The 17389-nt window shown below is 69.5% G+C and carries 15 protein-coding genes, 1 pseudogene and 1 riboswitch; of the genes and pseudogenes, 6 read left to right on the forward strand and 10 right to left on the reverse strand.

What is annotated here, in order from left to right:
• Positions 1-324: 324 nt before the first annotated feature.
• Positions 325-1338 carry a tryptophan--tRNA ligase gene (gene trpS, locus ABZ348_RS05700; RefSeq protein ID WP_358929649.1) on the reverse strand — a complete coding sequence of 338 codons (1014 nt, stop codon included), beginning with the start codon at positions 1336-1338 and terminating at the stop codon, positions 325-327.
• A gap of 87 nt (positions 1339-1425) precedes the next feature.
• Here trpS and ABZ348_RS05705 point away from each other — a divergent pair.
• Positions 1426-1710: pseudogene (locus tag ABZ348_RS05705) on the forward strand (sigma factor); the annotation flags it as partial.
• Between the two features lie 59 nt (positions 1711-1769).
• Here the strand turns inward: ABZ348_RS05705 and glyA are convergent.
• Positions 1770-3038 (reverse strand): serine hydroxymethyltransferase, encoded by a 1269-nt coding sequence (glyA, locus tag ABZ348_RS05710; RefSeq protein ID WP_358929850.1) that lies wholly within the window; start codon positions 3036-3038, stop codon positions 1770-1772.
• A gap of 30 nt (positions 3039-3068) precedes the next feature.
• A riboswitch (ZMP/ZTP riboswitch) is annotated at positions 3069-3159 on the reverse strand.
• 176 nt (positions 3160-3335) lie between these two features.
• Between glyA and rocD the strand changes: the two genes are divergently transcribed.
• Positions 3336-4541: an ornithine--oxo-acid transaminase gene (gene rocD / locus ABZ348_RS05715; RefSeq protein WP_358929651.1), complete on the forward strand. Its 1206-nt coding sequence runs from the start codon at positions 3336-3338 to the stop codon at positions 4539-4541.
• Between the two features lie 334 nt (positions 4542-4875).
• On the forward strand, positions 4876-5541 hold the full coding sequence (locus ABZ348_RS05720) for a polysaccharide deacetylase family protein (RefSeq protein ID WP_358929653.1): 666 nt from the start codon (positions 4876-4878) through the stop codon (positions 5539-5541).
• Between the two features lie 173 nt (positions 5542-5714).
• Here ABZ348_RS05720 and ABZ348_RS05725 read toward each other — a convergent pair whose 3' ends face one another.
• Both ABZ348_RS05725 and ABZ348_RS05730 read right to left on the reverse strand, forming a co-directional pair.
• The gene (locus ABZ348_RS05725; protein ID WP_358929655.1) at positions 5715-6896 is read right to left on the reverse strand and encodes a glutathionylspermidine synthase family protein; all 1182 of its coding nucleotides are present in this window, start codon (positions 6894-6896) and stop codon (positions 5715-5717) included.
• 13 nt (positions 6897-6909) lie between these two features.
• Positions 6910-7194, reverse strand: coding sequence for a hypothetical protein (locus tag ABZ348_RS05730; protein ID WP_358929657.1), 285 nt, complete (start codon positions 7192-7194; stop codon positions 6910-6912).
• A gap of 132 nt (positions 7195-7326) precedes the next feature.
• Here ABZ348_RS05730 and ABZ348_RS05735 point away from each other — a divergent pair, with 132 nt between their 5' ends.
• Both ABZ348_RS05735 and ABZ348_RS05740 read left to right on the forward strand, forming a co-directional pair.
• Positions 7327-8139 carry a hypothetical protein gene (locus ABZ348_RS05735; RefSeq protein ID WP_358929851.1) on the forward strand — a complete coding sequence of 271 codons (813 nt, stop codon included), beginning with the start codon at positions 7327-7329 and terminating at the stop codon, positions 8137-8139.
• A gap of 250 nt (positions 8140-8389) precedes the next feature.
• Positions 8390-9358, forward strand: coding sequence for an alpha/beta hydrolase (locus ABZ348_RS05740; RefSeq protein ID WP_358929659.1), 969 nt, complete (start codon positions 8390-8392; stop codon positions 9356-9358).
• A gap of 141 nt (positions 9359-9499) precedes the next feature.
• On the opposite strand, the gene ABZ348_RS05745 is transcribed toward ABZ348_RS05740, so the two are convergent.
• From ABZ348_RS05745 to ABZ348_RS05760, 4 genes are all read right to left on the reverse strand, one after another.
• The gene (locus ABZ348_RS05745) at positions 9500-10489 is read right to left on the reverse strand and encodes a malate dehydrogenase (protein WP_358929661.1); all 990 of its coding nucleotides are present in this window, start codon (positions 10487-10489) and stop codon (positions 9500-9502) included.
• Between the two features lie 261 nt (positions 10490-10750).
• A complete protein-coding gene (locus ABZ348_RS05750) occupies positions 10751-11806 on the reverse strand; it encodes a DUF2690 domain-containing protein (RefSeq protein ID WP_358929663.1) in 1056 nt (351 codons plus the stop codon).
• 412 nt (positions 11807-12218) lie between these two features.
• Complete coding sequence (locus ABZ348_RS05755; RefSeq protein ID WP_358929665.1) at positions 12219-13061, reverse strand: DUF3017 domain-containing protein; 843 nt, start codon at positions 13059-13061, stop codon at positions 12219-12221.
• A gap of 20 nt (positions 13062-13081) precedes the next feature.
• A complete protein-coding gene (locus ABZ348_RS05760) occupies positions 13082-13945 on the reverse strand; it encodes a bifunctional methylenetetrahydrofolate dehydrogenase/methenyltetrahydrofolate cyclohydrolase (protein ID WP_358929667.1) in 864 nt (287 codons plus the stop codon).
• A 255-nt stretch (positions 13946-14200) separates the two neighbouring features.
• Between ABZ348_RS05760 and ABZ348_RS05765 the strand changes: the two genes are divergently transcribed.
• Complete coding sequence (locus ABZ348_RS05765; RefSeq protein WP_358929669.1) at positions 14201-14800, forward strand: hypothetical protein; 600 nt, start codon at positions 14201-14203, stop codon at positions 14798-14800.
• A 316-nt stretch (positions 14801-15116) separates the two neighbouring features.
• On the opposite strand, the gene purH is transcribed toward ABZ348_RS05765, so the two are convergent.
• Together purH and purN are read right to left on the reverse strand one after the other, a co-directional pair.
• On the reverse strand, positions 15117-16679 hold the full coding sequence (gene purH, locus ABZ348_RS05770; RefSeq protein WP_358929671.1) for a bifunctional phosphoribosylaminoimidazolecarboxamide formyltransferase/IMP cyclohydrolase: 1563 nt from the start codon (positions 16677-16679) through the stop codon (positions 15117-15119).
• Between the two features lie 23 nt (positions 16680-16702).
• Entirely contained in the window at positions 16703-17344 is a 642-nt protein-coding gene (purN, locus tag ABZ348_RS05775; RefSeq protein WP_358929673.1) for a phosphoribosylglycinamide formyltransferase, read from the reverse strand.
• Positions 17345-17389: the final 45 nt, after the last annotated feature.

Here is a 17389-nt window from a genome sequence, read left to right on the forward strand (position 1 = left end):
CATCGTCTCGTACGGGCTGGCTGTCCATCCGCACGTCAGCTGTTGACGGATGTGGTGCAGCCGCCAGTGTGGCGGCTGCACGGTGCATGTGACCAGAGGCGTTGGACACACCTGGCGCTGCCGACCGTCATCCCGCCTGCCTCATCGCTGGTCAGGGCTGGTGCGGACGGCTGCAATACCGCCCGTCCGCGGCCAAACACAGACCTTCACCGATCTTCGCCGGCGAGCGGCCGGCGGGCGGACGCCGGGGCCTCGGTGGACGCAGGACCCGACGGTACGGGGTCGGCGCCACCGGGGCGAACCCAACCCGGTGCCGGTGCGCGCTCAGTGCTTGGCGGGCAGGAAGCCGACCTTGTCGTACGCCGCCGCCAGGGTCTCGGCCGCCACCGCCCGCGCCTTCTCGGCACCCTTGGCGAGCACCGAGTCCAACGTCTCGGGGTCGTCCAGGTACGCCTGCGTCCGGGTACGGAACGGAGTGACGAACTCCACCATCACGTCGGCGAGGTCCGTCTTCAGTGCGCCGTACATCTTGCCCTCGTACTCCTTCTCCAACTCGGCCACGGTGGTGCCGGTGAGGGTGGAGTAGATCGTCAGCAGATTGCTGACCCCAGGCTTGTCGACCGGATCGAAGCGGATCACGGTGTCCGTGTCGGTGACCGCACTCTTGATCTTCTTCGCGGTCGTCTTGGGCTCGTCGAGCAGATTGACCAGACCCTTGGGCGTCGAGGCCGACTTGCTCATCTTGATCGTCGGGTCTTGGAGGTCGTAGATCTTCGCGACCTCCTTGACGATGTGCGGCGCCGGGACCGTGAACGTGTCGCCGAATCGGGTGTTAAAGCGCTCTGCGAGGTCCCGGGTCAGCTCGATGTGCTGGCGCTGGTCCTCGCCGACCGGTACGGCGTCCGCCTGGTAGAGCAGGATGTCCGCGACCTGGAGGACCGGATAGGTGAACAGACCCACGGTCGCCCGGTCCGCGCCCTGCTTGGCCGACTTGTCCTTGAACTGCGTCATCCGGGACGCCTCGCCGAAGCCCGTGAGGCAGTTCATCACCCAACCGAGCTGGGCGTGCTCCGGGACGTGGCTCTGGATGAAGAGGGTGCAGCGCTCGGGATCGAGGCCGGCGGCCAGCAGCTGGGCGGCAGCGAGGCGGGTGTTGGCCCGCAGCTCGGCCGGATCCTGCGGCACGGTGATCGCATGCAGGTCGACGACCATGTAGAACGCGTCATGGGTCTCTTGCAGCGCCACGTACTGGCGGATCGCTCCCAGGTAGTTACCGAGGTGGAACGAGCCGGCGGTGGGCTGGATGCCGGAGAGAGCACGGGGTCGGAGTGCGGCCATGTCGCTCATTCTCTCAGGTGTGGAACCGATCTCCGGTCGGCGGTGCATCAAAGGCGTGAGCACGCGGGAGGGCCCCTTCGGGGGAGGGTGCGGAGGGGAGGCTGTGGCGCCCTGGACGAAAGCGCGGTGATCGCTCGGGTGCGCGCCGGGGAGCCGGAGGCGTACGCGGAGCTGGTGCGCGCCCACACTCGGATGGCGCTGCGGGCGGCAGTGGCGTTCGGGGCCGGCGACGACGCGGAGGACGTGGTGCAGACCTCCTTCCTCAAGGCGTACCCATCACTCGACCGCTTCCGGGAAGGCGGTGCGTTTCGTCACTGGCTGCTACGGATCGTGGCGAATGAGACGAGGAACACAGTGCGCTCGGCGGTGCGGCTGAGCGGCCCACCGGGCTGGCCGGGGCGTCCGGCGGGGGCGTCCCGGCCAGCCGGTCGCTAGCCGGCGAGTCCGGGGGCGGGATGGGCCGACATCAGTTCGGCGACCTCCGCGCGGATCGCGGTCAGTGCGTCCTCATCGCCCAACCCGGCCGCGGTCACACCGCGGTCGATCCAGTCGGCCACGGTGGCCATGTCACCGGTGCCCAACCCGCGCGAGGTGAGGGAGGGGGTGCCGATGCGGATGCCCGACGGATCGAACGGCTTCCGCGGGTCGTAGGGGACGGTGTTGTAGTTCACCACGATCCCGGCCCGGTCGAGGGCCTTGGCCGCGACCTTGCCGGGGACGTCCTTGGGGGTGAGGTCCATCAGGATCAGATGGTTGTCCGTGCCACCGGAGACCAGGTCGAAACCGCGTGCGAGCAGTTCCTCGGCCAGCGCCCGGGCGTTGGCCACCACCGCGTGGGCGTAGTCACGGAAGGAGGGCTGCGCTGCCTCCTTGAGGGCCACGGCGATGGCCGCGGTGGTCTGGTTGTGGGGGCCGCCCTGAAGGCCGGGGAAGACCGCCTTGTCGATCGCCTTGGCGTGCTCCTCTCGGGACAGCAGCATCGCCCCACGGGGGCCCCTGAGCGTCTTGTGCGTGGTGGTGGAGATGACATCCGCGTGCGGTACGGGGGAGGGATGCGCACCGCCGGCGATCAGCCCGGCGATATGCGCGATGTCGGCGACCAGTACGGCACCGGACTCATGGGCGATGTCCGCGAAGGCGGCGAAGTCGATGGTTCGGGGAAGGGCGGTGCCACCACAGAAAATGATCTTCGGGCGTTCCTTGAGCGCCAGCTCGCGGACCTCGTCGAAGTCGATCGACCCGGTGTCCTGGCGTACGCCGTACTGCACCCCGCGGAACCAACGTCCCGTGGCCGAGACGCCCCAGCCGTGGGTGAGGTGTCCACCCATCGGCAGCGCCATCCCCATCACGGTGTCCCCCGGCTCGGCGAAGGCCAGATATACGGCGAGGTTGGCAGGGGAACCCGAGTAGGGCTGCACATTGGCGTGCTCGACGCCGAAGAGGTCCTTGGCCCGGCTGACGGCGAGCCGCTCGACCTGGTCGATGTTCTGCTGGCCCTCGTAGTAGCGACGGCCGGCGTATCCCTCGCTGTACTTGTTCTGGAGCACCGTGCCGGTCGCTTCCAGAACTGCCGCGGAGACATAGTTCTCGCTGGGGATGAGCCTCAGCGTGGTGGCTTGAAGCTGTTCCTCCGCGCCGATGAGTCCGGCCAGTTCCGGATCGGTGGCAAGAAGCGCGGGATGGGGCAGGGGCAGGCTCATGATGTCCTCCGGGTCATCGTTGGTGACGATCCCGGGTGCCCAGGCGGGCGGCACCTCGTTCACTGCTGCGCACACGGCTTCATCGGGGTCAGTTCCCCGTGCGCCAGTCGCCGTGCGTACCGGCCACCTTAGTACCCGCCCCCACGGAGGACTCGACCGCTCGGAGTGCGCAGCAAGGTTTCTTCACCCACTCGGCGAGCGACGATAGAAACAGGGGCATCACCCTGTCCCAGCCGGAAGCCTTGTCTTGACGACTTGCCTCCGCATGAGCCATGTGAACTACGGATCGGAGATCCCGTGTCTGCATCAGAGAGCGCCATTGCCGCCGCTGAAGCGCACAGCGCGCACAACTACCACCCGCTTCCCATCGTCGTGACCTCGGCGGAGGGCGCGTGGATGACTGATGTTGAGGGCCGTCGGTATCTCGACATGCTCGCGGGATACTCGGCGCTGAATTTCGGCCATGGGAACCGTCGTCTGATCGATGCCGCCAAGGCGCAGTTGGAACGCGTCACGCTCACCTCCCGCGCCTTCTACCACGACCGCTTCGCGGACTTCTGTGCGCAACTCGCCGAGCTGTGTCAAATGGAGTCGGTCCTCCCGATGAACACCGGCGCCGAGGCCGTGGAGACAGCCGTGAAGACCGCCCGGAAGTGGGGCTACCGGGTCAAGGGCGTGGTCGACAACATGGCGAAGATCGTCGTCGCGTCGAACAACTTCCATGGACGCACGACGACGATCATCAGCTTCTCGACCGACGCGGAGGCCCGTGCGGACTTCGGCCCGTACACCCCGGGCTTCGAGATCGTCCCGTATGGGGACCTCACGGCGATGGAGGCGGCTCTCACCGAGAACACGGTGGCCGTACTACTGGAGCCGATCCAGGGCGAGGCGGGGGTCCTGGTGCCGCCCCCCGGGTACCTGGCCGGGGTCCGCAGGCTCACCCAAGAACGGAACGTCCTCTTCATCGCCGATGAGATCCAATCGGGCCTCGGCCGTACGGGGCGGACGTTCGCCCTGGAGCACGAGAGCGTGGTGCCGGACATGTACGTGCTCGGCAAGGCGCTGGGCGGCGGAGTGGTGCCGGTGTCCGCGGTGGTCTCTTCGCAGGAAGTGCTCGGCGTTTACCGCCCTGGGGAACACGGTTCGACCTTCGGCGGGAATCCGCTGGCCTGCGCGGTGGCACTGGAAGTGATCGCGATGCTGCGCACCGGGGAGTACCAGCAGCGGGCGAGCGAACTCGGCGAGCACCTCCATCATGAACTCGGCCTCCTGGTCGGTACGGGCGCGGTGGAAGCCGTGCGCGGCCGGGGCCTGTGGGCGGGTGTGGACATCGTGCCCGAGCGCGGTACGGGTCGGGAGATCTCGGAGAAGCTGATGGACCGGGGCGTACTCGTGAAGGACACCCATGGTTCGACCATCCGGATCGCGCCGCCCCTGGTGATCAGCAAGGAGGATCTGGACTGGGGGCTGGACCAGTTGCGGGCGGTGCTGGCGAGCTAGGTCGTGTCTTCAGAGTCCCGTCTGCCCGGGCCGGGGGCAGTTACCGCCCCCGGCCCGAGTGAACCAGCACCGACCAACCAGCACCGATCGGACCCGCGCTGGCCGGACCCGCGCCCGAACGTGCCCGGCATCCCCTCCCCCACGGTGACCACATGGAGTCGCGAGCACGTGGTGTTGCGGTGCCCCGAGGCCGTACCCCGCGGTACTCATGAGCCCCCAGGGAAGGGTGAGTTCAGCCCGGGCTGACACGTTCCACCAACCCGCGGCAAAGCGTCGGACCGGGCGTCATCCAGGCCATTGACACGACAGCTGGTCTGGACCAATGATGCGGGCCATGCCGAGACCCCGAGTGCTTCTCGCCGTCCTCGTACCTCTCCTCGCCCTCCTGGGCCTGACCACGCCTGCGCAGGCCGCCTGGCCGGAGCCGGTCCCCGTGATCTCGAAGGTCACCACGAACGATCCGGTCGTCTTCATCACCATCGACGACGGATGGGCGAAAAACCCCGCCGCCGCAAAGATCCTGCTCGACCGGAACGTTCCCGCGTCCCTGTTCCTGGTGTCGGACGCCGCCGACTACGGCGTTCCGTACTTCCGCAATCTGCTCGACAACGGCCCGTCCCGGATCGAGAACCACACCGTGACCCACCCGGACCTCACCTCGCTGGACCTGGCGGGTCAGCGGGCCGAGATCTGCGGTGCACGTCAGCGGGCCCTGTCGACCTTCGGTCTGGAGCCCCGGCTGTTGCGTCCGCCTTACGGCGCCTACAACGAGCAGACCCGTGTCGCGGCCGGCGCCTGCGGAGCGAAGGCGCTGGTGACCTGGACGCACGACTTCACCACCTGGGGCACCTGGCAGCCCCCCACCCCCCAACTCCAGGCCGGCGACATCATCCTGCTGCACTTCACCGACGACCTGGCGTCCGACCTCAACCGGGCGCTGGCAGCCGCCGACGCCGCCGGTCTGAAGCCCGCGCGACTGCGCGACTACATCGCCGACTGAGCCGACTGAGCCGCTGAGCCGACTGACGATCCACCGGGTCCATGCGTGCCCCTGCGACGGCTACGTCGACTGTGACAGCCGCGTGCCTCGGCCCTCCCCCAGCACTCCCTGGGCACTCCCTCAGCACTCCCTCGGGTCCCGACGAAGCTGCGGGCGACACAGGGGATGACGCCTCAGAGGATGACGTGCGGCAGGAAGCGGGCGTACCCGTCCGTGATCGGACCCGACGACTCACGAATGCCCAGCCCCGCTGCCTCTCCCTCGACGGTCCACGCGCCGAGCACCACCCGGTTGCCGTCGAAGTCGGGCAGCGGGGCCAAGCCCTGGTAGCAGCAGGGCTCGTTCCGTGAGAGGGGCGCGGCGCCCGGCTCGTGGATCGTGACGCCGGCTCCCTCGCGCCCCAGGAGCGGTTTGGCGACGTAGCCACCCTTGTCGGCCAGTTCCCGCGGACCGTCGAGATAGGCGGGCAAGAGGTGGGGGTGGCCGGGGTAGAGCTCCCAGAGGATCGCGAGCAGCGCCTTGTTGGAGAGGAGCATCTTCCATGCGGGCTCGATCCAGCAGGTGGTGCCGGTGCCGCCGCCGTTGTCGAGCGTTTCGAGCACGTGGGGGCCGAAGCGGTCGGTCGTGAGCCACTCCCAGGGGTAGAGCTTGAAGCAGGAGCGGATAAAGCGCAGCCGCCGGTCGACGAAGCGCCTGGAGAGCCGGTCCCACCCGATCTCCTCCACGGCGAGCGCCTCCGTGACGAGTCCGGCCTGTTCGGCGGTCTCCCTGAGGTAGGCGACCGTCATCAGGTCCTCGCCGAGGTCGTCGCCGGCGGAGTGGGCGAAGTGCACGGGTCCCGGCGGCAGTAGCGGCGCCTGTTTGCGCCAGGCGTCGACGAGCCGCTCGTGCAGGGAGTTCCACTGGTCGGCCCCGGGGAAGCGGTCTTCCATCCAGAACCACTGGGGGCTTGCGGCCTCGACCAGTGAGGTCGGCGTGTCGGCGTTGTACTCCAGCATCTTGGCGGGTCCGGTGCCGTCGTAGCGGAGGTCGAACCGGCCGTAGAGGGTGGGGAGTTCGGCGCGTCTGCGCCAGGACTCGGCGACCAGGGGGACGAGCCGGGGGTCGGTGATGCCGAGTTCGGCGAACCGGTCCCGTTCAACGATGTGCGCAGCGGCGGCGAGGCACATCGCGTGTAACTCCTCGACGACCTCTTCCAGCGCTTCCACTTCGGGCAGCGAGAACTCGTAGTAGGCACTCTCGTCCCAGTAGGGCCGGAGGGAGTCGTCCGGGTAGCGGGTCAGGGGGTAGATGCACCCCTGTTGCTCGACGATCCCCTGCCAGCCCGGGCGGGGGTCGATGGTGTGACGCTTCATGGCACGGCCCCGTTCATCCGCCGCCGGAGCCCGAGCAGCCGAAGCCGCCGCGCTCGACCGCGTCCTCGTCGAAGCTGCCGCCCGCGACCAGGCCGCCCTCGACCCGCCCGGCGCGGTGGTCGGGGTAGTGGTCGCCCTGGCCGTCGTGCCCATGGCATTCACTCATGGTGAGCCGTTCCGGGGAGAGCCGGTCCGCGCAGCGCTTGTCCGGTTCCGAGCCGCACGAGGCGAGGGACACCGCCAACACCCCCATGCCGCCCAGCAGTACCGTGCTTGACCTCAGGCGTCGACGCGCCATCACCCAACCCCCGTTCGTATGACTTTCCCACCGCACCCCGGCAAATCGCCCACAGACTAGTGGCCGACAGGCGCACCGCCTTCGATTCGATGAACAACCCCTCTGCTCTACAGTCGTTTTGTGATGTTCGGCATGCTTTGCGCGCTTGGTTCGGCACTCTGCTACGGCACCGCATCGGTTCTCCAGGCGATGGCTGCGAAGGCCGCCGAACCGGGCTCGGGTTCGGGTGTCGATGCGGCGCTGCTGCTGCGGGCCCTGCGTCAGTGGCGCTATCTGTTGGGACTCACGCTCGACGGGTTCGGTTTCGCGTTGCAGATCGTGGCCCTGCGGTCGCTGCCCATCTACGTGGTGGGGGCGGCGCTCGCCGGCAGTCTCGCGGTCACCGCCCTGGTCGCCTCCCGTCTGCTGCACCTGCGGCTGAGCGGCGTGGAGTGGGGTGCGGTGGTCACGGTCTGTGCCGGCCTGGCGATGCTGGGTCTGGCCTCGGGTGCCGAGGGGGACCGCCCGGGCTCCGCCGCTCTGCGCTGGTCGATGCTCGGGGTCGCGGTCGCCGTTCTGCTGGTGGGGGCGTTCGCAGGACGACTGCCTGACAGGCCGCGGGCGCTGGTGCTGGGGTTGGGTGCAGGTGCGGGCTTCGGGGTGGTGGAGGTCGCGGTCCGGTTGATCGATTCGGTCGCCCTGCCGGAGGTGCTGGCCAACCCCGCGCTCTATGCGCTGCTGCTGGGCGGGGCCGCGGCGTTCCTCCTGCTGACCTCGGCCTTCGCCCGCGGTTCCGTGACGGTGGCGACGGCGGGGCTCGTCCTCGGGGAGACGATCGGACCGGCCGTGGTCGGGGTGGTATGGCTGGGGGACGACACCCGTGCCGGGCTGGCGTGGTTGGGGGTGCTGGGCTTCGCGGTGGCGGTGGCGGGAGCCCTGGCCCTGGCGCGATTCGGCGAGCCCTGACCGGTTGCACCCCGCCGGGTCGATCAACGGCCTGGACGGCCGTGCAGCCCCCGGAGCGGCCCTGATCGAGTCTTCGCCCCGCACCGACTCCTTTGATCTTGTGGGGAGTTGGGGCACCATGAGCGGACAGATGTACGACCGAGTTGGGGGATGTGTGACAACACGTCGGACGTTTCTTTCCGCGGGCGCGGGAGCCGTCGCCACGATGGGTACGGGGGCGGCAGCCGTCACCACGGCACATGCAGCCGCTGTGCCGCACACAGCCGGCGACCCAACGTACGACCAACCGCTCGGAATCGCCATGGAGGGGTATCCGACCGCGTACCCCGTGCGGTTCCTGCGGCTGGTCAACCAGGGCGAGACCGTCGACATGGCGTACCTGGACATCGCGCCCTCGGGCCCGTCCCCCACCGGACGCACGGTCCTCCTGCTGCACGGCAAGAACTTCGACGGCGGGGCCTGGACGACCACGGCCCGCGCACTGGCGGCGGCCGGACACCGGGTCGTGGTGCCGGATCAGATCGGGTTCGGCCGATCGTCGAAGCCCGCACTCGACTACACCTTCGCCCTTCTGGCGGGCAACACCGCGGCGCTCCTCGACCACCTCGGCATCGCGGACGTCGACGTGGTGGGCCACTCCATGGGCGGAATGCTCGGGGTGCGCTTCGCCCTGCTGCATCCGACACGCGTTCGACGCCTGGTGCTGGCCAACCCGGTGGGGCTGGAGGACTACCGGGAACTGGTGCCGGCACACACCACCGAGCGGCTGTTCACGGACGAACTGGCGAACACCGGCCTCACGGGGATCAGGGCCTTCTACCGGTCGTACGTGGTGACCTGGCGGCGGGCCTACGAGCGGAACGTCGAGTTGCGGTACCGCATCACCCTGAGCGGCGAGTACCCGCGCTGGGCGCTCGCATCGGCCCACACCTACCAAATGGCGTACCACCAGCCGGTCGTTCAGGACCTGCCGGCACTACGGCTGCCGGTCCTGCTGATCATCGGCCAGGAGGACCGTGCCGCGGTCGGCAAGTCGTACGCCACCCCCGAGAACCGGGCGAAGCTGGGGAACTTCCCCGTACTGGGCAGACAGGCAGCCGCCGCGATCCCCGGCTCCCGACTGGTGGAACTGCCCGGCGTGGGCCACCTTCCGCATCTGGAGGCGAAGAAGCGCTTCGAACGCGAGGTGCTGTCGTTCCTCGGGACGAGCCGTTCCTAGGGACCTCGTACCACCACGACGAGCGGGCCGCGCTCCACCGGCACACCCGCTGTTGGTGTCCTCACCCGCGCGAACGCCCCCGGCCGCGCCGACCGCGACCAGGGGCGAACCCGCTACGAGCTGTGGGACTAGGCCACCGGCTCAGAGGAGGCCGAGAGCACGCACCGCGTCGCGCTCCTCGGCCAGCTCCTGCACCGAGGCGTCGATGCGGGCGCGCGAGAACTCGTTGATGTCCAGGCCCTGGACGATCTCGTACCGGCCGTCCTTGGTCGTGACGGGGAAGGAGGAGATCAGGCCCTCCGGCACACCGTAGGAACCGTCCGACGGGATGCCCATGGAGGTCCAGTCGCCATCGGCGGTGCCGTTGACCCAGGTGTGGACGTGGTCAATCGCCGCGTTGGCGGCGGAGGCGGCCGAGGACGCGCCACGCGCCTCGATGATCGCCGCACCGCGCTTGGCGACGGTCGGGATGAAGGTGTCGGCCAGCCACGCCTCGTCGTTGACGACCTCGGCGGCGTTCTTGCCGGCGATCTCCGCGTGGAAGATGTCCGGGTACTGGGTGGCCGAGTGGTTGCCCCAGATGGTGAGCCGCTTGATGTCGGAGACCGCGGAACCCGTCTTTGCGGCCAGCTGCGAGATGGCGCGGTTGTGGTCGAGGCGGGTCATCGCGGTGAAGCGGTCTGCCGGTACGTCCGGGGCCGCCGCCTGCGCGATCAGGGCGTTGGTGTTGGCCGGGTTGCCGACGACGAGGACCTTGATGTCGTCCGCGGCGTGGTCGTTGATGGCCTTGCCCTGGGGCTTGAAGATGCCGCCGTTGGCCTCCAGGAGGTCACCGCGCTCCATGCCCTTGGTACGCGGGCGGGCGCCGACGAGGAGGGCGACGTTCGCACCGTCGAAGGCGACGTTCGGGTCGTCGCTGATGTCGATGCCCTGGAGCAGCGGGAAGGCACAGTCGTCCAGTTCCATGGCCGTGCCCTGGGCGGCGCCGAGCGCCGGCGTGATCTCCAGGAGGCGCAGCTTGACCGGCACATCCGGGCCGAGCAGGTGGCCGGACGCGATACGGAACAGCAGCGCGTAGCCGATCTGGCCGGCCGCGCCGGTCACGGTGACGTTGACGGGAGTGCGGGTCATGGCGATCTCCGTAAGACAGCTGGCGTGGGGGGCGTTGCTGCCCCGGGTCCGGAACACCCCTTCGCACCCGTCAGGAAGCACGGTGACTCCTGATGAATCTTGATGTGAAGAGACATCCAGCGGTCAGGCTATCCGACCCGAGGCGGCGTGCTTCGGCGGGCCCTTGTGGTGCGGCTCACGCCCACACGAACGCCGGAAACCTCGCAGCTCAGTACGGGTGCGTACGGCGACGGCGCGCCCGGCGTCACACCGGGCGCCGGCTCACTGCACCTTGGTGCAGGTCTTGACCCCCGTCGTCTTCGCGGTCGCGCACGCCTTGGGTACGGCGCCCGCCGCCACGGCCGTCATCGGCGTATAGGCGTCGTTGTCCGCATTCACCAGACCCTCTTGGAGGCCCTTCCCGCGCACGCTGATCTCCACGGTGTCACCCGGTGCTGCTGCCGTGAGCCTGGCCCAGGCCGCCTTGCAGATCTCGCTGTAGCGGACCTCCACCTTGGCCTCGCCGATCTGTGCGGTCGCGGTGGTCTTGGCGAACTCGCCGCCGCAGCCCATCGTCTCCGGGTCCTGCCCGGTGCAGTCCTTGCCGCTGCACTTCACCCCTTCCGGCAACACCGGGGTGCTGCTGGTGGAAGCCTGCGAGGGGGTGGCGGCCACGTTCTTCGTGTGGTCCTGCTCCCCGCCGAGATCGGTGAGCAGCACAGCACCGGCGATCACCGCGAGCGCGCCGACGACCCCGCCGAGGAACATGCCGACCCTGCGCTTGCCGGGGTTGGGCGCGTTGTTGCCACCGGAGTGCCGCCGACCCGCCGGGGCCGCCGCCCGATGACCGGCCCGGCCGGGGACCTGCCCCATGCTCGCCGCCTGACCCGTGTACGGGGGAAAGCCCGCGGGGGCGGCCGTGCCCGGGCGGGTGGCGGCGCCTCTGGGCCGACCGCCGTCCGTCGGGTGGCCGATCCCCTGCGGCTGCCCGACGGAGCCCGGCTCGCCGAGTGCGGCCCGCGCCTGGGATATCCGTATCTGTTCCATCGTCCGGTCGTGGCGCATCTCGGCCCGGCTCCAGGCGCGCTCCGCCAACTCCCACAGGGTGGTGAGATGGATCGTGCTGGTGCCCGTCACTTCCGCCAGTGCGACGACAGCGCCCTTGGGGGCGAGTATTCGCCCGTTCAGATAGCGCTCCCACGACGTTTTGCTGTAGCCCGTGCGGTCCGATACTGCCGCGATGCTCAACCCGCTGCGGTCCACGAGTCGCCGTAGGTTCTCGGCGAACTCCCGGACCTCCGGGTCGAGCTCATCTGGCAGCGCTTTCCAACGAGGCATGGTCTAACCCCCCTTGTCCCCCGAACGTAGGTGCAGTGCCCCGCGCCTATCCGCCCCCTGCGCTGTTCAGGACGGTCCACCACGGCGAACTGTCCTAGAAGATGCGCAGGCCCAGGATGTCAGTTCCTGCCACCGGCGTGCACGGGAGCATTCGGAATGACGGCTGCGCCCCTCATGCGCCCCCACACCGAATGCGCCTTCAGTCTCCCACTCCGCGGACTGCGGGTTCACACCATGGCGGAATGGTCACTTCCGTGCCACAGGCCGTCTTCGTCCCTTGAAAGCGAATTGGCGCGTCCATGACTCTGGACGGGCCGCGGCGCCTGTCCTTCCTCGGGGGAGGGGACAGGCGCCGTGAGCCGGCTGCACCGGGCCCGGATTTCCTGGCCGCGCACCGCACGGCCGGAATCGGTCAGCGCACCGTGAATTCGACCAGGTCCTTCAAGAACGGCAGTTCCAACCAGGGATTCGGCTGCGCCATCAGCGCGAGCAGGGTGATCGCTCCACCGAGCACCGCGTACGTGACCATGTCGGTGAAACGCGAACGCACCGCGAGCATCCCGACCGAGGGCAGGGTGCGACGCAGTACGGCACCTGTGATCAGGGCCACACCCACCAGGATCGCGCCGATGCGGAACGCCTCCGCGAACGGGTCGAGCCCGATGATCAGCAGACCCGTGCCGGTGAGCGCGAGGACGGCGAGCAGCGGCCACTGACGTGCGGGGGCCGGGGCATCACCCGGGGCTGCCCGTCCGCCGCCTTCGGGGCGGGCCGTATCGGTGGTGAGAGTGGGCGGTCGACGCGAGGTCCCCTGCGAGGGCGCGGCGGCGTCAGCGCTCGCACCCGCTGAGCCCACAGAACCTGCCGAACCCGCCCGGGCCCTTCCGTTGACCCGTTCCCCGCCCTGCTCCTTGCCCTGCTCCTTGCCCTGTTGCCCGCCGTGTTCCCGCGGCTGCTCCCGCCCGCGCTCGGCTTCCCGCTCCTCAAACTGCTCAGGTTGCTCGCGTTGCTCGGTGTCGCCGTCGGGCGTCGGAGTGCCGTCGTCGGACGGGCGGACACCACCCGCCGTGCCCGGCTCCGACCCAGCGGGGTCGGCCGGACCCTCCGCCGGGGCCGATGGGTCCTGCTCGGCAGGACGACCCCCGGAACCGGAGCGCTCGGCGACCGGCGCGCCGGCGCCCGTGCCCGCCCGCCCGGCGACCTCCCGGGGCGCCGGTCCCCCCGTCTCGGGGTCGTCATTCGTACGTACGCCCATCAGGGCAGCCTCTCTCCTGATCAACCCGCCACTGCGACCGAGCGTTCCGCCGCTTCGACCACGTTCACCAGCAGCTGGGCCCGGGTCATCGGACCGACGCCACCCGGGTTCGGAGCGACCCAGCCGGCGACCTCGACGACCCCCGGATGCACATCACCGACGATCTTGCCGTTCTCGTCGCGGCTCACGCCGACATCCAGGACCGCCGCGCCGGGCTTCACGTCCTCGGGCTTCACCAGGTGCGGCACGCCCGCCGCCGCGACGATGATGTCGGCCTGTCGCAGATGCGCGGCCAGATCACGCGTACCGGTGTGGCACTGCGTCACCGTGGCGTTCTCCGACTTCCGGGTGAGCACGAGCGGCATGGGACGGCCGATGGTGATGCCCCGACCGACGACGACGACATGGGCGCCGTTGACCTCCACACCGTGGCGGCGCAGCAGCTGCACGATTCCGTACGGGGTGCAGGGCAGCGGCCCCGGCTCGCCGAGCACCAGGCGGCCCAGGCTCATCGGGTGCAGCCCGTCCGCGTCCTTCTCCGGGTCCATCAGCTCCAGCACCCGGTTGGCGTCGATGCCCTTGGGCAGCGGCAGCTGCACGATGTAACCCGTGCACTCGGGGTTCTCGTTGAGCTCCCGGACGACGTCCTCGATCTCCTCCTGGGTGGCGGTGGCGGGCAGCTCGCGCTGGATCGAGGCCATGCCCACCTGTGCACAGTCGCGGTGCTTGCCATTGACGTACCAGCGGCTTCCCGGGTCGTCCCCCACGAGGAGGGTGCCGAGCCCCGGTGTCACCCCTTTCTCCTTGAGGGCCTCCACACGGGCGGCAACTTCGGATTTGATCGCGGCTGCGGTGGCCTTGCCATCGAGAATCTGGGCAGTCATACACCCATCCTCCCGGATGGACCCGTCCTGGTTCCAATCCCCCGTGTTCGCCTCGGGACCGGGGAGGGAAAGCCATGACCAAGCGCCCGTGACCGAGGTTGCACTTGCACAACACATAGGCATACCGACTGGACAAAAAGTCCGTGTCAACACCACGATGACGAGGCAGACAACCGCGGAAGGTCGGGGGGACAACCGCTCGCTCGACCGTCCTCCGTCGGCCGCGCGTCCCGCTTTCAACGGAGGAATCCCCCCATGAGTTTCGGCGACCCGAACAACCCCTACGGCCAGCAGCAGGGCGGTCAGCCGGGCTACGGCTACCCCCAGCAGGGACAGCCCCAGGGTCAGCCCTCGTTCGGCTACCCCCAGGCCCCGCCGGTGCAGTCCTTCGGTGGTGGCGGCTACGGCGGCGGGTACGGCGGACCGCCCACCGAGATGCCTGGCGGGGTGAAGGCGGCCCGCGCGATGCTGTACGTCATCGGCGGATTCCAGGTCATCGGCGCCCTGTTGTTGTTCTGGGCGGGCGTGGGCATCGAAGAGCTCAAGGACGACCCGGAGTTCCGCAACGACCAGGCGTTCCAGGATCTGGCCCAGTACAGCGACAGCTTCCACGTCGTCGGTGTCCTCGCCCTGCTGTGGGGCATATTTGCGATATTCCTGGCTGCGAAGCTCGCCAAGGGCGGCAACGGCATCCGGGTCACCACGATCGTCTTCGCCGTCATCACGGCGGTGCTCGGGATCTACCCGTTCATCTTCATCCTCGTCGGCCTGATCTACACGGTGCTCGCCGTGCTGATCGCCGTGTTCGTCGGCAAGTCGGACGGCGGGGCCTGGTTCAACCGCCCCCGGCACTGACCGCTGCGCCGGTGGTCCGGCCCTCCTCGGAGGCAACCGCCGGCCGGCCTTGCTGCGGCCCGAGGCCGTGACGACTCCCGATGGTGTTCCCATCCCTGGAGAAACGTCACGGCCTCTTCTCATTCCGCCCGCCGGGAACACCGGGCTGGTGGCCACGAGCTCGCAGGCGATGGGCGGCGGGTCCTGGCGGAACACCCATCCGGTACGCGCGACGGCCCGCAGCTCCCGTGGGAGCTGCGGGCCGTCGCGGTGTCAGTGGCGCTGTCGGTGTCGCCGTCGCTGTCGGTGTCGGTGTCGGTGTCGGTCAGCGTCAGTGTCAGTGGAAGAAGTGGCGCGTGCCGGTGAAGTACATCGTCACGCCCGCGGCCTTGGCCGCCTCGATGACCTCGTCGTCGCGGACCGAGCCGCCCGGCTGGACCACGGCCTTCACACCGGCCGCCGTCAGGATCTCCAGCCCGTCGGGGAACGGGAAGAACGCGTCCGACGCGGCGTACGAGCCCCGTGCGCGCTCCTCGCCGGCGCGCTCCACGGCGAGCTTCGCGGAGTCGACCCGGTTGACCTGGCCCATGCCGACGCCCACGGACCCGCCGTCCTTGGCGAGCAGGATGGCATTGGACTTGACCGCCCGACAGGCCCGCCAGGCGAACGCCAACTCGGCCAGTTCATCGGCGCTGAGGGCCTCACCGGTCGCCAGGGTCCAGTTCGCCAAGTCGTCGCCAGCGGCCTGGAGCCGGTCGGTGACCTGCACCAGCGTGCCGCCGTCGATGGGCTTGGCCTCGATCTGGGACGCGGGGGCGTCGGGGCAGCGCAGGACCCGGATGTTCTTCTTGCGGGCGAGCACCTCGACCGCGCCGTCCTCGTAGGCGGGGGCGACGACGACCTCGGTGAAGACCTTCGCGATCTGCTCGGCGAGGGTGACGGAGACCGGACGGTTGACCGCGATCACGCCGCCGAACGCGGAGACCGGGTCACAGGCGTGCGCCTTGCGGTGGGCCTCCGCGACGTCCTCGCCGATGGCGATGCCGCAGGGGTTGGCGTGCTTGATGATCGCGACACAGGGCTCGTCGTGGTCGTACGCGGCTCGGCGTGCCGCCTCGGTGTCGGTGTAGTTGTTGTACGACATCTCCTTGCCGTGCAACTGCTCCGCCTGGGCGAGACCGCCCTGCTGCACGTCACCGCCCACGTACAGCGCGGCGGCCTGGTGCGGGTTCTCGCCGTAGCGCAGCACCGAGGAACGCTCGTAGGTGACGCCCACGAAGTCCGGGAAGCCCGACTCGTCGGCAGGCGCGTACGAGGAAGCGAACCAGGAGGCGACGGCCACGTCGTACGCGGCGGTGTGCTGGAACGCCTCGGCGGCCAGACGCTTGCGGGCACCGAGGTCGAAGCCTCCGTCCTGGACGGCCGCGAGGACGTCGGCGTACCGCGCGGGGCTGGTGACCACGGCCACCGACGGGTGGTTCTTGGCGGCGGCGCGGACCATGGACGGCCCGCCGATGTCGATCTGCTCCACGCACTCGTCGGGCGAGGCGCCGGAGGCGACGGTCTCCCGGAAGGGGTAGAGGTTGACGACGACGAGCCCGAACGGCTCGACGCCGAGTTCGGCGAGTTGGTCGCGGTGGGACGCGAGCCGCAGATCGGCGAGGATGCCCGCGTGCACCCGGGGGTGGAGCGTCTTGACCCGCCCGTCCAGGCACTCGGGGAAGCCGGTCAGCTCCTCGACCTTGGTGACGGGCACCCCGGCGGCGGCGATCTTCCCGGCGGTGGAGCCGGTGGAGACGAGCTCCACACCTGCCTCGTGCAGACCGCGGGCGAGGTCCTCCAGGCCCGTCTTGTCGTACACGCTGATCAGCGCTCGCCGGATGGCCCGCTTCTCGGCCACGGCAGTCTCAGTAGCCTCAACAGTCACGGGATAACTACCTTTCGTCCCTCAATGCGGTAGCCGTTGCGGGCCAGACGCCCCACGACCTCGACGAGCAGCGCTCGCTCGACTTCTTTGATGCGCTCATGGAGAGCGGCTTCGTCGTCCTCCTGCCGGACCTGCACCGCGCCCTGCGCGATGATCGGGCCGGTGTCGACGCCGTCGTCGACAAAGTGGACGGTGCATCCGGTGACCCGGGCGCCGTACGCCAGGGCGTCGCGCACTCCGTGGGCACCGGGAAAGCTGGGCAGTAGCGCGGGGTGGGTGTTGATGCACCGACCGCCGAAGCGGGCCAGGAACTCCTTGCCCACGATCTTCATGAACCCCGCCGACACCACGAGGTCCGGTTCATGGGAGGCGGTGGCGTCCGCCAGGGCCCGATCCCACGCCGCACGGTCCTCGTGGTCCTTCACCCGGCACACGAAGACCGGCAGTCCCGCTTCCCGGGCGCGCTCCAGGCCGGCGATGCCGTCCCGGTCCGCGCCCACCGCGACGACCCGGGCCCCAAACTCGGGGTCGGCGGCACAGGCGTCGAGCAGGGCCTGGAGATTGGTGCCGGAACCGGAGACCAGGACCACCAGTCGGGCCGGACGGTCGGCGGAAGGGGCAAAGGACGGAGAGGCCACAGCGGGTCTCTTTCTGCGTGATCGACGTGGGTGGTACGCGATCGA

This window comes from Streptomyces sp. NPDC005963, assembly GCF_040638655.1.
Lineage (GTDB): Bacteria > Actinomycetota > Actinomycetes > Streptomycetales > Streptomycetaceae > Streptomyces.